We start from the raw sequence: 13929 nt of genomic DNA on the forward strand, positions 1-13929 counted from the left end.
AATTTTGCGGACTTGTTTCATAGGCTAAAATTAAGATTATTTCTTAACTTAATGTGATGGCTAAGTTAGCATGTCCAGACGTCAGTGAAGGAACTATTATTATTAAAATAAAATAACCCAATGAACAAACTATTTCGATTCTTGATGCTCGTACTGCTCTTAACTACCGTTAGTTGTAATGATGAATATGATCTCTTTGAAGATTCTCTATTAGAATACTCTAAATCTGACTCCAAAATAACTACAGATGAATTTGGCAAATTAGCTGATCTTATAAAACCTTTTGAAAACGAAAGAAAATTTAAAAAATTTTTTACAAATGGAAGTTTTGATGAACTAAAATTGATTTCTTTTTTAGAGAAAAAGGGAGAAAAAGTTGAAAAAAGGATTAGCACAGATGAGTCTAAAGATTATTTTGTAAATGTTTATATAGAAAATTCGGGTAGCATGAATGGCTATGTGCAAGGAAACACGCAATTTAAAGGTGCCATTCGCGACTTATTAGTTATGCTAAAATATCATTATGATGAAAAGAACTTAAAAATAAATTTTATCAATTCCGCTATATACCCAACTAATATTGAAGGTAATATCGTGAATTTTTCAAAATCTCTAAATGCAAAAACATTCAAAGTAGGTGACACTTATTCAAGTAATTTGAATAATATTTTCAAACAAATATTGACAAAAACATCCCAAAACACAATTTCGATTCTTGTATCAGATTGTATTTATTCTATACAAGGTAACAAAACAGAAGACTTACTAAGTGACCAAAAAAGTTTAACAAAAGATGCTTTTTTAACAAAATTCAAAAATAAAGAGCCATTGGCCACAACTATTGTGAAATTGAACTCGTCTTTTAATGGCACTTATTATGACAAAGACAATAAAAAAACACAATTAAATAATATATCTAGGCCCTATTATATGAGTATAATTGGAAGTGAAAAAGCAATGATGAAATTTAATTCAAATATTGAGCTATCAAAAAACAAAGTAGAAGGATTTGAGAATAAATACAACTTAACATTAAAAGACTATTCTAAAGAAGTTTATTATTCTGTAATAAATACGAAAGAAGATTCGGGTAGTTATAAACCTGATAGAGAATACAAAAATAATGGAGCAGTGCAAGGCATTAAAGACGTAGACATAAATAGTAGAAATAGCTCAAGTTTTATTTTTTCAGTAGCCTTAGACTTAAGTAAAGTGCCTATTGAAGATAGTTATATTTTTGATAAATCAAATTATAGTATTAGAGAAGGTGATTTTAAGATAAAAGGCATCTTCAAGTTCGACAAAAAACAGCTTGGATCTTCTTCAATAAATATGCTTTCCAAAGCTAAAGCAGCACCAACGCATTATATCGTATTTGAATCGACTAAACCAAATTTAACAAACTTAACTTTCACTATAAACAAACAAATTCCACAGTGGGTTTATACTACCAGTACCAATGATGATAGTAATATCCTAAAAAGCCCTAATAGTACATTCGGTATTAAATACTTGATTGAAGGGATTAGTGAAGCGTATGAAACAGAGTCAGACAATAATAACTATTTAGAATTAACCATTAATATTAAAAAATAATTATGAACGATTTTTTCGCAACCTTATATGATGGATTCCATCCTTTAGATTTATTTTATATCGAAAATTTTTCTGATGACATGTACGAGTCAGGAATTTTTTCAATAATAGGAGTTATCATGCTCTGCACTTCTTTAGTACTTATGGCAAGCTATTACTATTTCATTTCTAATTATAATGGATTTTTTAAAAAAAGGTTTTGGTTTATTTGGATTTTGGTAATTGGTATAGTGAACTTTATTTCAGCTTACTACTATAGTGTTATTACAATGGAAAATTTCTATTCTACATCCTCAGATGGTAGTCCATACACAACTGAACATATTAGTTTTTCAATGGTAAACTTGCTGTGGGCTGCTGTTTTCAGTTTCTTATTTTCAATGGTATTAAAATTCAAAAGTGTTCGTGCTAGTAAAACACCTTTTTAAAAAATAAATTATGGCAAAATTATATGTATTTGGAATTGGCGGGACTGGTTCAAGAGTAATAAAATCACTGGCAATGCTTTTAGCGACTGGTGTAGAAATTAATCAATATGAAGTGGTTCCAATTATTATTGATCCTGATGAAGCTAATGGTGATGTTACACGCACAATCGATATTTTAAAAAACTACCAAAACATTCACAGTAAGTTGAGTTTTACTGATGCAGATAAAAATCAATTCTACAAAACTAAAATTTCTAACATTACCCAAAACTTTAGACTTACATTAAGTGATGTTAAAAACGATAGATTTAAAGATTACATTGAATACAGTGGATTAGACGACAATAATAAAGCTTTAATAAATTTATTATTTTCCGAAGAAAACCTAAACTCTGATATGGAGGTTGGTTTCAAAGGAAATCCAAATATTGGAAGTGTAGTCTTAAACCAATTCAAACAATCTGAAGATTTTCTAAAATTTGCATCATCTTTCAATCAAGATGATAGGATTTTTATCATAAGCTCAATTTTTGGCGGTACTGGAGCTGCTGGATTTCCATTATTAGTAAAAAACATAAGAGGAGCAGATCATAATTTGCCAACATGGAAATACCTTCAGGATGCACCTATAGGTGCTATCACAATGCTTCCTTATTTTGGGGTGGCTTCAGATGCAGATAGTAAAATTGATAAATCGACTTTTATCTCAAAAACAAAAGCCGCTTTATCGTATTACGAAGAAAACATTAGTGGTAATAACTCAGTTAATGCTTTATATTATTTAGGTGATGACTTAACAAAAGACTATCCAAATGTGGAGGGTTCTGTTAACCAAAAAAATGATGCCCATTTCCTTGAGGTTGTTGCAGCACTTTCTATAATTGATTTTGCTAAAACAGAATCATCCAACTTAAACAATTATGAAGGAAAAGCAGAAAATCCAATCTATAAAGAATATGGAATTAAATCTAATTCTCAATCTGTAATTTATGAGAATCTAGGAGATCTAACTCAAATACTTCTAAAAAAACCATTAACTCAGTATACTCAATTTTTACTTTATCTGAATAATAAAATCCAAGATAGTTCGGATCAAACTTGGGCAAAAAATTTAAATATCACTACCCTTTTAACACAACCATTCTATAGTAATTATTTAAAAAAATTCAATCAATATTATTTGGAATGGTTGAATGAGATGAATTACAATCAAAGAGGTTTCTCTCCTTTGAACTTAGATGTGAATGACACCAATTTATTTGATATGGTAAAAGGTATTACACCTTATATTGGATGGTTAGAATCTGGTGGAAAGAACTATAATAGGTATAATTATATGCTTTCTAAACAAGACAAAACAACAAGTAATAATGGGTCCAAGGAACAACAATTCATGGACTTATTTTACACAACAACAGAAGCTTTAGTAACAGAAAAATATAACTTTTAAGCAAAATGGCAAAAGTATTTAGATTCCATGATGGCAGCAATAATATTGAAGATTGGCAAACATCAACAGCATATGGTAAAAATGCCATAGAAGCAATTCAAGATCCTAACGGATCTTCTGCAAACAAAGAAATCACTTCCATCCCTAGCCCGTTTGCACGAATTGACCTAGTCAAAACTGCATTTGAAAATTTAGCAAATTCAAATCAAGTTGACGGCAAAACTATTTTTCATAAAATGGTTTCTGATTGTTTTGATGTAGGTGAAATATTTTTTAATATCGATAAATTAAAAGAAAAAGTAAATATAATAATTTGGGATAAAAGCAATGATTTAAATAAGTTATTACAATCTCCAAACAAGAAACATCGATTATTAGGAGAAACACTGAAACTGTATTTAGAACAAGACGCAAAAGCCTACAATTTTGATAAAATTGAAAGACTTTATCTCTTGAATTATAAATTAGGGAAAAATGAACTTAATATTATTGGAGGTACTTCACCTGCAAGTTTGTTCTTTACTTCAGCTAATAAATTAAATATAGATATTAGATTCGGAACTGATATTGTTTTTGATGATCAGTACCAACCATTATATAAAAGAGATTTTAATTACGTGAAATTTATTTTTGGTATTCGAAAATTCATGCCTCGATTTAATCCGCTTTTTAAAGCTGTAGATGATTATTTGGAAATGAATTATAAAATGCTAACTCATGAGCAAAGGAGTATCTTAAACGATTATTCATTAGAAAATTTCAATACGGAATTTGAAAAACTAACTACTGGATCAGATGGAAGTATTGTCGAAATATTAGGTTTTCCACTTCGTAAAAAGGCAGAAAGTCCATCTAATATTCAGGACAAAAGTGGTTTTGTTATTAATTCTAATAAATGCAAAGATAAAATAAAACCCCTAGTACTTCCTATTGACGATTTTTCTGAAAAAATAATCTATACTACTGCTCTTTGGGATAAAAAAAATAGAGCAGAGGTATTTGACGACAAACCATTAAAAGAAAGAAAGCTCCCATTCGATGATTCAATCTATCCTTACTTAACTATTAGTGATCTATTGGAGCCTTACATTATTAGAACCATTTATCCAATCCATAAAGAAAAATTCTTTGATGGTAACTTTTCTTTAAATTCCGGTGAAATTTCCAAAGGTTTTTTGTTACCTATTAAAAAACAATATTTTGATTATTTTAACATTGAAGATTTACAAGGTGTTACAGCAGATGGAAAAAAAACACTTGAAATAAAACAAGCTTCAACAGGCGGAGTCCATGTTACGCTTCGAATTCCAATTCAAGATAAAAAATACGTAACCTATGAAAGAACCTATTATCCGCCAGCGAATGAATACCAAATTACAGAGCCTGATTTAAACAGAAATCGAGGTGCGATAATTGAAAATCAATTTGGATTGACCTTATTTCCTTTCATAAAATTAGCTGAAGACAGTCAGAACTTCTATAGAGTAGCCTTTATGGATAGAGATATTCTTGAGCACAATAAGAATAACAACTATATACTTCAGTTCTATAAAAACGACCAAAATAAAGAAGTAAAAGAAAAAGCTGCAAAACAAAGAAGTGAAAAATCAATTGATTTTATTTCAACAAAATATTATGTAATTGAAGAAGGTTTTGATTATATCGAAGTAAAAAACAACTGGGCAAATGGTTTAATAATTCCACTATTCAAGACTTTACCTCAAGGTTCATCTGAATTTAGTTTTGCGGTAGATTTTGGGACTACAAACACACATATTGAATATCGTAAAGATAATGGTGACCCAAAACCTTTTGAAATTAATGAAAATGATCTTCAGAATGCAACTTTATATGATTCAAAAAACCCAGCGACAATAAAATCTATAAATGCGGTAAGAGCTAATAATTTAACTGATTTAATTTTTCAAGAATTTATACCCCAGGAGCTAAATAAAAATTCTGAATTTCATTTTCCCCAAAGGACTATTATAAATTCAAAAAAGCACTTGGATTTAAATAAGGATACCTACGCTTTATCGGATTTTAACATTCCTTTTGTTTATGAAAAATATGTAATCCCAGACAGCTCGTGTATAAGAACAAATCTAAAATGGTCAGACTACACTACTTATCCAAATGAAATTAAAGTAATCGATGCTTATTTTGAAAACCTTCTGTTCTTAATTCGAAATAAAACACTGTTAAATGGAGGAGATTTAAATCGTACAAAACTGATTTGGCTTTATCCTTCAAGTATGTCAATGTATAGAATAAGGCTTCTTGAAAGTAAATGGAATGAGTTATTTAAAAAATATATTAATACATCAATTGCTCCTGAAAAAATTTCAGAATCTATTGCTCCTTTCTACTACTATAATACACATCTTGGGGTAAATGCATTAGCTAATCCAGTAGTTTCTATCGACATCGGTGGAGGAACAACGGATGTTGTAGTATACACCAATAACAATTCTGAACTTTTAACTTCTTTCCGTTTTGCGGCAAACGCTATATTTGGAGATGCTTTTGGTAGATCATCAAAAATAAATGGGTTCATTCTAAAATATATAGATCAAATTAAACATTTGTTAGAGTCGAACAATCAGTATGATTTACTAAAAGTACTTGATGCTGTAAAAAAGGATGGGAAATCTGAAGATATTATCGCGTTTTTCTTTTCAATTGAAAAAAACAAAAAAATAATAGATAATAATATTCCAATTTCATTTAGCAAGGATCTAAAACTGAATGGTGACTTTAAAATTGTGTTTCTTCTTTTTTACACTTCGATTATTTATCATATCGCCAAACTAATGAAGTCAAAAAAATTAAACCATCCACGATATATAACCTTTAGTGGTACAGGTTCTAAAATAATAAATATTGCAGATAGTAGTGATAAATTAAATGCATTAACTGAATTAACTCAGCTTATTTTTAAACAGGTATTTGAAGAGAACGTAGTCTCAAAAATAGAATTAAAACAAGATGAAAATCCAAAAGAAATTAGCTGCAAAGGAGCTTTAATGTTTCCGCATAACGAAAAAACTAATATTGAAGTTATTAAATCAGTATTGCTGGGTTCAAAAGAAGAAATATTAATTCCTAATACATCAAAATCCTACAATCAAATTGATTCAAAAATAGAAAATGATGTTATTGAAGAATACAACAATTTTGTAGATTGGTTTTTTTCTCTAAATAAAGAATTAAGTTTTAAAAATAATTTTGGGATAAATCAAACTCATTTAGAAGCTTATAAAGAGTGCCTAAAGGAAAATGCATTGGATAACTTAAAAATAGCTTTACAAGAGAAGAAAAAAGAGTTAAAAGGTGATTTAGATGAAAATATAGACGAAACTTTATTCTTCTATCCACTAATTGGCGGAATCAATCATCTAGCTTACAATATCCATTCAGAGTTAAACAGCCAAACAGTATGAGAATAATATATACACTAATTGCACTACTTTTTATTGCAGTTACTATTAATGCGCAAAGTAAAGAATCAACTGATTTAAACAGTATTGTTGATTATGTAACTTGTATATGTGTCAATGATGCCTTACCAGATATTAACAAAGTTACTTGTGACAATGGGCCGTTAACTTTAAGCGCTATCCCTGCAACAGAAAAAAGTACAATCGCTTTATTTAATGAGTTTCAAAAATTAAAAGAAAAGACAAATATTAACGACAATTTAAGATTTTTTACTGACGAGGTTTTTACTGACAAAAAACAATATAGTAAAATATATGCCTTTGCTGAAAGAAGAAAATTGAAAAACATTTTCGCGCCGATAAAATCGAAAATAGAAATCTTTATTCAAAATAAAGAAACTGAAACAAATTTAAATCCGGATCAATCAACTACTGAATTGGGAAAATTAGAAAATTCAGCTACTGAAAACCAAGACTCTCTTTCGACTATTGACATGGATGTTAGAAATAATACAATACCTCCTGCAGCAGCAACTTTTTATAGTTTTAATTTTTGGTCGTTTTTTTCAATAGGACTATCTATATTATCTATTATTTTATTTATTACTCTATATAAACAAAAATCAAAACTTAAAATAGATTATATTAATAAGATAGAAAAATTTAAACGTCAGAATGTCAGTGCATCAAGTTTTAGTCAAATTGTGTTATCAGATAAGGACGGTAATCTAGAAAGAAAGAATAAAGATCTTGAAAATAAGATTAAAGATTTAAACGCTGAGCTCCAAAATTTAAGACAAAAAAATCTGCGAGAAGACACAGAAGCGAATCCAGTTTCAGAAACAAATACTCATTTTTTTTTGGAAGTCCTACCAAAACCAATTCAAGAAGAATTCTATATGGCTACACCTGATCAAAATAATTTTGATTTAAGTAGTCTTTCAAACACATTTAAGCCAACTCAATCCTTATATAAATTTACAGTTGATAATCAAGATAAATCAAAAGCTTCATTTATTTTTCATTCTGATGAAATAGGTATTAAAGATGCAGTAAACTATCCACATACGTACTTAGATCCAGTATGTGAATCTCAAAATGCTTTAAATCAAAATGCCAAAAGTATTAATACAATTAAGCCCGGTATTGCAGAAAAAAGAAGCGATAAATGGGTCGTAACAACAAAAGCTAAAATTAAATACGAATAGATATGCATGATTACATTATAGGCGCACTGATATTAATTATTGTTGTTGCACAAATCCTTGTGGCATTAACCACTTCTAAAAAAATAGCACTTTTCAAAACCATTTTACCTAATGCACATGACTTTGAAACGGTAAAAGTCTTTATCCGTGAAGATCAGATAAAAACGATAACAACAGATGACATACTGAACAACCTGAATAGTTATAGTGGTTTATCTTCATCGGTAAACATAGTACAGAAAAAAGATATAAGTGAGGGGAAAAATCTAAAAATTCAAAATATTGTTGAAAGTATTAAAAATAAAAATAACTATAACGCATCAATAATTAATGATGAGTTTGATTCAGATTTATTAGGTGAAACAATTACTATAGATGACACAAAAGAAGTAATGATTTGGATGAGTAAGGGTAATTTAGAGGAGAAAATACCAAAATCACAAAGATATCAGTATGAAGATATGGGATGGTCTAAACTTAAAAACAAAAAATACGGATCATAAAACGAATAAAAATCATGGAACCAAAATATATTGAAGTTACCTTAATAAAATCAACTGGTGAATCGAATGTAATTTTCGATAAAGTTCTGACCTCTGTAAACACCTATTTAATAAGAAATAAAGGAGCAGTAAGTGACTTTAATTTAATAAAAGATGTAGTAGAAAGAAATACCGATGCCGTTGATGAAGAAATTAACACATTGCTGCCAATCCCTTTATATTTAGGACTGATGGGGACTATGTTAGGAATAGTCGTAGGACTGTTCGCTATGCCAAGTATTAGCGATGAGAATTTTGAAAAAGCAATTGACATTCTGATTGGCGGAGTAAAAATAGCTATGATTGCTAGTTTTACCGGTCTTTTACTCACCGTATTACTTTCTGGATGGAAGTATAAGGGAGCTAAAACACAGGCTGAAAGTCTTAAAAATGATTTCTTTACTTGGATTCAAACGCACCTTTTACCTGTTTTATCACAAAACACCACTTCAAGTATTTATTCATTACAAGCTAATTTACTTAAATTCAATGATACCTTTTCTACTAATGTAGTTAGTTTTAATGGAGTGTTAAGTAAGATCTTGGAATCTTTCGATAGCCAGGTTAATTTAATGAATGAGCTTAAAGATGTTGATGTTGCTCAATTGGCAAAAATTAATGTTACCGTTTTACAAGAATTAAGAACGAGTACTAAAGAATTTGAAAAATTTAATACGTACTTACATCAGGTAAATTCTTTTGTAGACAATGCTCAGAAATTAAATTTTCAAATTGGCAACCAATTAGAAAGAACACAATCTATAGAATTAGTTGCTGAAGCAATTGGTACAAATATTACTGCAAATAGAGAAATCATTACCATCTTACAATCCGAATTGCAAGAAGTTTCCAATAGAAAACAATTTATTTCTGATGCGGTCATTGATGTAGATAACTCGATTACTAAAAGTTTAGAAAAACTGAAAGAACATATTGATGCTCAAATGGAATCAATTAGAAATATTACCATCAAAGAAGAAAGCTTTTTAGAGAATTTATTGGGGAACGATAGAGGGAATCTAAATGAACTTAAAAAATTAGGTAAATTAGAAAAAACGATGTCTAGTATTGAAAAATCAACCTCCACGCAAAATGATAAATTAGATAAATTAGGGAACAGCGTAATGGAATTAACAGAAGTCTTAAAGAATCAAAAACAAATTGATTTTCAGTTGCCTAAAAACATCAAGTATCTTTCACTTGCTTTTTTCGGATCTGGAGCAACTATTGGAATAGGATACTGTTTATGGTCAGTTTATAAATTATTGGTCAATTAATTATGTCAAAAAAAACAAATTTTTTCTGGGCCAGTTATGCCGATTTAATGACCAGTTTATTTTTTATCATGCTTGTTTTATTTGTTCTGACAATTGCAATGATGAAGAGACAGCAGAAGACAACTGTTGAGCAATTAAAAAGAATTGTTGAAATTCAGAACTCTGTAAAAGAATTGGATAGCCGTTATTTTTATTATCAGGATGAGTACAAACGGTTTTCCTTAAAAGAGCAAATTCAATTTGCTGCTAAATCTAGTGTAATACCCGTAAATAATGAAGCATACCTATTAGAAGTTGGTAAAAACATTGAAAGCTTAATCAAGAGGTTAAAGACAAAATATAGTAATCAAAATATAAAATACATGATAATTATTGAAGGTATGGCTTCTAATTTTGTGTACTCAAAAAATGACGAATTAAGTTACCTGAGAGCATTATCACTATATAAATTGTGGCAGAAAAATAACATCTATTTTGATCCCGCTTTTTGTGAACTACAAATAGCAGGCAGTGGTGTGCGAGGTGTTGGAAGACATACAGGCAATAAAGAATATAAAAACCAACAATTTTTGATTCAAATTATTCCAAAAATAGGAAAAATAGAAAATTAATATGAGAAAAATTTTATTTAGTGTTTTGACAATTATCTTGTCTTTATTATTTGTCGACTGTAATGGTTGTTCTCGATCTGGTAGAAATAATTCGAGAAATTCAAAGCAACATGTCGAGCAGACATCTAGCTCAACTAGAGATAGTAAAACCATGGTTTTGATGTCTGAAGATAATGGTGTTTATAAAATCCCCGTTTTTATTAATGAAACAAAAATGAATTTTATTTTTGATACTGGCGCATCCGATATTACTATATCGGATGTAGAGGCGATGTTCTTATACAGACAAGGAAAACTTTTAAAAGAGGATATCCTGGGGTCGCAACAATATCAAATTGCTGATGGTAGTATAGCTGAAGGAACAATAATAAATCTTCGGACTGTAAAGTTAGGAAATAGAACTTTAAAGAATGTGAAAGCTTCAATCGTTCATAATAATGAAGCTCCTCTATTACTAGGACAATCAGCTTTGGCTCAATTCGGAAAAGTGTCAATTGATTATAAAAAAAATGAAATCACTTTTGAATAAATTCAATAGAAAACTATTCCTGTTCCTTTTATTTTGCACTACTACTCTATTTGCGCAAGTTAAACTAGTGTCGTGGAATATTCAAAACTTTGGGAAATCAAAGTCTGAAGTTGAAATAAATTTTATTGCAAACACTTTAAAAAACTACGACATCATTGCCATACAGGAAGTCGTAGCTGGTTATGGTGGCGCCCAAGCCGTAGCCAAACTAGCCGATGAATTGAATCGCAAGGGAAGTAAATGGGATTATGTAATAAGTGATCCTACATCCAGTAGTGCCTATAAGACGGAACGTTATGCGTTTATTTGGAAGACAGCCACTCTAAATAAAATTGGGAAAGCCTGGTTAGAAAAAAAATATCATTTGGAGATTGACCGAGAACCTTACTTCTGTACTTTTCAATATGAAAACAAACAATTTACGGTGGTTAATTTTCACGCCATAACTAAAAAGATGCAACCCGAAACGGAGATAAAATATTTTAAATTTTTACCAGCTGAATATCCATCTTTGAATTTGATTTTTGTTGGTGATTTCAATTGTCCACAATCGCACACGGTGTTTTTTCCTTTGAAGAAAATGGGCTATTTACCGATACTAGTAAATCAAAAAACTTCCTTAAAAAAGGATTGCCAGAACGGGGATTGTCTAGCATCTGAATTTGACAATATGTTTTATAATGCAAAAATTAAGAAACTAAGTTCTGGTGTTCTTCCTTTTTACAGAAATTTCAATTCTTTGAAGGAAGCCCGAATGATTTCAGACCACATCCCTATTTGGTTTGAGTTTTCCTTGAATTAAGAAATTCAATTAAGGAAAAACTCAAATTTGCAGAAAACATACAGTAGTAAAAGCATTAAATTAAATTATTTTAAATTTAAATAACAGATGGAAATAGTGAATTGTGGAGTAAAAAAAAGTATCATATTTGTAATTATTTTTTTAATGGTTCTAGGTGCTTATTGTTTTTATATATTTAAATCAACTAATATATTAAATTTAAATTCAAAAATAGATTTTATTAAAGTTGACAAATCAGAACGAAAACTCTACGCTTATTCAGCTAATAAATTAATAAAGGTTTATAATATTGCATTAGGAAAAAATCCAAAAGGTGCAAAACATTTTCAAGGAGATAATAAAACCCCTGAAGGGGAGTATCATATAAATGCCAGAAACCCTAACAGTATTGCGTATAAAAACTTAGGTATTTCGTACCCTAATAATAACGATATTGCAAATTCAAAACGATTTGGTAAGCCAACCGGTGGTGATATAAAAATACACGGGATGATGAATGGATTAGGATTTATTGGCAGGTTTCACACTTGTTTCGATTGGACAAATGGATGTATTGCTGTTACAAATAGTGAGATGGAAGAACTGTTCAAACATATTAAAATAGGCACAACTATCAAAATTGTACCATAAATCAAATTATTGTTTTTAGAAAGTTTCGATTGCATTCGTCATAAAAGAGTTGATTTATTAATATTGAAAACACAAACAAGGGTAAACATATTATGGAAATAAAGTTTAAAGAATATCATAAATTAATAATTACATTCATTTGTTTTTTAATTGCAATTGTGGGTTTTATGATTAAACTTCCTGTAGTATTCAGACATTATGATAAAGAATTACATTCGATGTTTTGTTTTATTGCCGCTCTATTCTTAAATGTTTTATTTGTAAAGAGACAACTTTTTATATTTATTTTTCTTTTTTTATTTGGGGTAACAATAGAAATTTCTCAACAGTATTCTAATAAATTCTTTGGTAAAAAAATACACGGTCGATTTGACAAGGAAGATGTTTATTCTAATTTAAAGGGGCTGATTTTATTTTCTATTATTTGGCTATTAATAAGTTTTATACACTACTTATTTAAAAGCAAACAAAACCATTAAATTGTTTTTTGAAGGAATTAAAAATTCAAAATTGATGTTTTTAAAATTTGATTGAAATGACTGTTTGCATATAATAGACTAGTTGATTTATCCAGCAAAAAAAGTTAAGAAAAAAGTTAAGAAAAAAACTAGCAAAAATAGCTATTTATGGATATAATTAGAATAATAGTTCTTATTGGAATGCTAAGCTTTTTTCCAGTATTATATAATTTTTTTAAAAATAATATTATGAAATGGATTACTCCCTTTTTCATCAAAATCAAATATACTTTTAAACGTTTTTACAGAATTTTAAATGTAAAAAAACGATCTAAATTTGTTTGGAAAGACCTTATTAAATACAACCAAAAAAAAGGTTGGACTTTTGGTCAATATGAATCAGAAAAGCGAATTGAAACCTCATTCAGTGTTGATGAAAATAATGTTTTAAACTTTAATTACACCGTTAAGGAGGAGAAATTAGCATTCACTAGCATTATATTGAAAGAATTTGATGAAGATAAAAGCAATGACCTTTTGCTTTTAGCCGCTCACTTTAATAGTTTATTAAGTTTTGGGGTTGTTATAGTAAGTACAAAATACAACTATGTAGGGTTTACACATTCTGGGGATTTAATATCTTATATGCTTTTTGATGGTGAAATAGATGAGGATCTTAAAAGACATTTTGATATAACAAAGGACGTTTTTTGGTCCTTTAAAACTTTATTAGAAACGGGCGATGACCCTATATTCGTTTTTTCAGAATTATTAAGACGAAATGAAGAAAAAAATAAAGAGGATGATAATTAAATTTCCTCAGCCTATGCCCTCCTAAATATCCAACCTAGAATTCTTATTGTTAATTATAAACTAGTTTGGGCAATATGGGGAGAACGACAAGTCAACTTTAAAAATTGGGATGATCGCAGAAAATTTCATTCCGATAATGATATTT

Annotated in this window: 13 protein-coding genes; all 13 read left to right on the plus strand. The window is 29.1% G+C overall.

Annotated features, from left to right (window positions below; translation table 11 throughout):
• The first annotated feature begins 120 nt into the window (after nt 1–120).
• The 13 genes from EKL95_RS09780 to EKL95_RS09840 all read left to right on the plus strand — a co-directional run bounded on the left by EKL95_RS09780 (nt 121) and on the right by EKL95_RS09840 (nt 13784).
• Complete coding sequence (locus tag EKL95_RS09780) at nt 121–1596, plus strand: hypothetical protein (RefSeq protein WP_126564078.1); 1476 nt, start codon at nt 121–123, stop codon at nt 1594–1596.
• Between the two features lie 2 nt (nt 1597–1598).
• Complete coding sequence (locus EKL95_RS09785) at nt 1599–2024, plus strand: hypothetical protein (RefSeq protein WP_126564080.1); 426 nt, start codon at nt 1599–1601, stop codon at nt 2022–2024.
• Nucleotides 2025–2034: 10 nt separating this feature from the next.
• On the plus strand, nt 2035–3474 hold the full coding sequence (locus EKL95_RS09790; protein ID WP_126564082.1) for a hypothetical protein: 1440 nt from the start codon (nt 2035–2037) through the stop codon (nt 3472–3474).
• A 5-nt stretch (nt 3475–3479) separates the two neighbouring features.
• Complete coding sequence (locus EKL95_RS09795; protein WP_126564083.1) at nt 3480–6917, plus strand: hypothetical protein; 3438 nt, start codon at nt 3480–3482, stop codon at nt 6915–6917.
• Entirely contained in the window at nt 6914–8122 is a 1209-nt protein-coding gene (locus tag EKL95_RS09800) for a hypothetical protein (RefSeq protein ID WP_126564085.1), read from the plus strand. Before EKL95_RS09795 ends, EKL95_RS09800 begins: the two co-directional genes overlap by 4 nt.
• Nucleotides 8123–8124: 2 nt before the next feature.
• Nucleotides 8125–8625, plus strand: a complete 501-nt coding sequence (locus EKL95_RS09805; protein ID WP_126564086.1) for a hypothetical protein — start codon at nt 8125–8127, stop codon at nt 8623–8625.
• A gap of 14 nt (nt 8626–8639) precedes the next feature.
• Nucleotides 8640–9941 (plus strand): hypothetical protein, encoded by a 1302-nt coding sequence (locus EKL95_RS09810; protein ID WP_126564088.1) that lies wholly within the window; start codon nt 8640–8642, stop codon nt 9939–9941.
• Between the two features lie 2 nt (nt 9942–9943).
• Entirely contained in the window at nt 9944–10552 is a 609-nt protein-coding gene (locus EKL95_RS09815) for a hypothetical protein (protein WP_126564089.1), read from the plus strand.
• 160 nt (nt 10553–10712) lie between these two features.
• Nucleotides 10713–11081: a TIGR02281 family clan AA aspartic protease gene (locus tag EKL95_RS09820; RefSeq protein WP_158614857.1), complete on the plus strand. Its 369-nt coding sequence runs from the start codon at nt 10713–10715 to the stop codon at nt 11079–11081.
• Nucleotides 11062–11883 carry an endonuclease/exonuclease/phosphatase family protein gene (locus tag EKL95_RS09825; protein WP_126564093.1) on the plus strand — a complete coding sequence of 274 codons (822 nt, stop codon included), beginning with the start codon at nt 11062–11064 and terminating at the stop codon, nt 11881–11883. The genes EKL95_RS09820 and EKL95_RS09825 overlap by 20 nt, the downstream gene beginning before the upstream one ends.
• Nucleotides 11884–11970: 87 nt before the next feature.
• A complete protein-coding gene (locus EKL95_RS09830; RefSeq protein WP_126564095.1) occupies nt 11971–12513 on the plus strand; it encodes a murein L,D-transpeptidase family protein in 543 nt (180 codons plus the stop codon).
• A 92-nt stretch (nt 12514–12605) separates the two neighbouring features.
• Nucleotides 12606–12992, plus strand: a complete 387-nt coding sequence (locus EKL95_RS09835; RefSeq protein ID WP_126564097.1) for a hypothetical protein — start codon at nt 12606–12608, stop codon at nt 12990–12992.
• Nucleotides 12993–13139: 147 nt separating this feature from the next.
• Nucleotides 13140–13784, plus strand: coding sequence for a hypothetical protein (locus tag EKL95_RS09840; RefSeq protein WP_126564099.1), 645 nt, complete (start codon nt 13140–13142; stop codon nt 13782–13784).
• Nucleotides 13785–13929 lie beyond the last annotated feature (145 nt).

The sequence above is a fragment of the Flavobacterium sp. LB2P53 genome (assembly GCF_003970305.1).
Lineage (GTDB): Bacteria > Bacteroidota > Bacteroidia > Flavobacteriales > Flavobacteriaceae > Flavobacterium.

Coding starts and splice junctions, on each gene's coding strand:
- EKL95_RS09835 (WP_126564097.1), top strand. CDS start 12,606: ATGGAAATAAAGTTTAAAGAATATCATAAATTAATAATTACATTCATT.
- EKL95_RS09805 (WP_126564086.1), top strand. CDS start 8,125: ATGCATGATTACATTATAGGCGCACTGATATTAATTATTGTTGTTGCA.
- EKL95_RS09825 (WP_126564093.1), top strand. CDS start 11,062: ATGAAATCACTTTTGAATAAATTCAATAGAAAACTATTCCTGTTCCTT.
- EKL95_RS09830 (WP_126564095.1), top strand. CDS start 11,971: ATGGAAATAGTGAATTGTGGAGTAAAAAAAAGTATCATATTTGTAATT.
- EKL95_RS09780 (WP_126564078.1), top strand. CDS start 121: ATGAACAAACTATTTCGATTCTTGATGCTCGTACTGCTCTTAACTACC.
- EKL95_RS09810 (WP_126564088.1), top strand. CDS start 8,640: ATGGAACCAAAATATATTGAAGTTACCTTAATAAAATCAACTGGTGAA.
- EKL95_RS09815 (WP_126564089.1), top strand. CDS start 9,944: ATGTCAAAAAAAACAAATTTTTTCTGGGCCAGTTATGCCGATTTAATG.
- EKL95_RS09785 (WP_126564080.1), top strand. CDS start 1,599: ATGAACGATTTTTTCGCAACCTTATATGATGGATTCCATCCTTTAGAT.
- EKL95_RS09790 (WP_126564082.1), top strand. CDS start 2,035: ATGGCAAAATTATATGTATTTGGAATTGGCGGGACTGGTTCAAGAGTA.
- EKL95_RS09800 (WP_126564085.1), top strand. CDS start 6,914: ATGAGAATAATATATACACTAATTGCACTACTTTTTATTGCAGTTACT.
- EKL95_RS09840 (WP_126564099.1), top strand. CDS start 13,140: ATGGATATAATTAGAATAATAGTTCTTATTGGAATGCTAAGCTTTTTT.
- EKL95_RS09820 (WP_158614857.1), top strand. CDS start 10,713: ATGTCTGAAGATAATGGTGTTTATAAAATCCCCGTTTTTATTAATGAA.
- EKL95_RS09795 (WP_126564083.1), top strand. CDS start 3,480: ATGGCAAAAGTATTTAGATTCCATGATGGCAGCAATAATATTGAAGAT.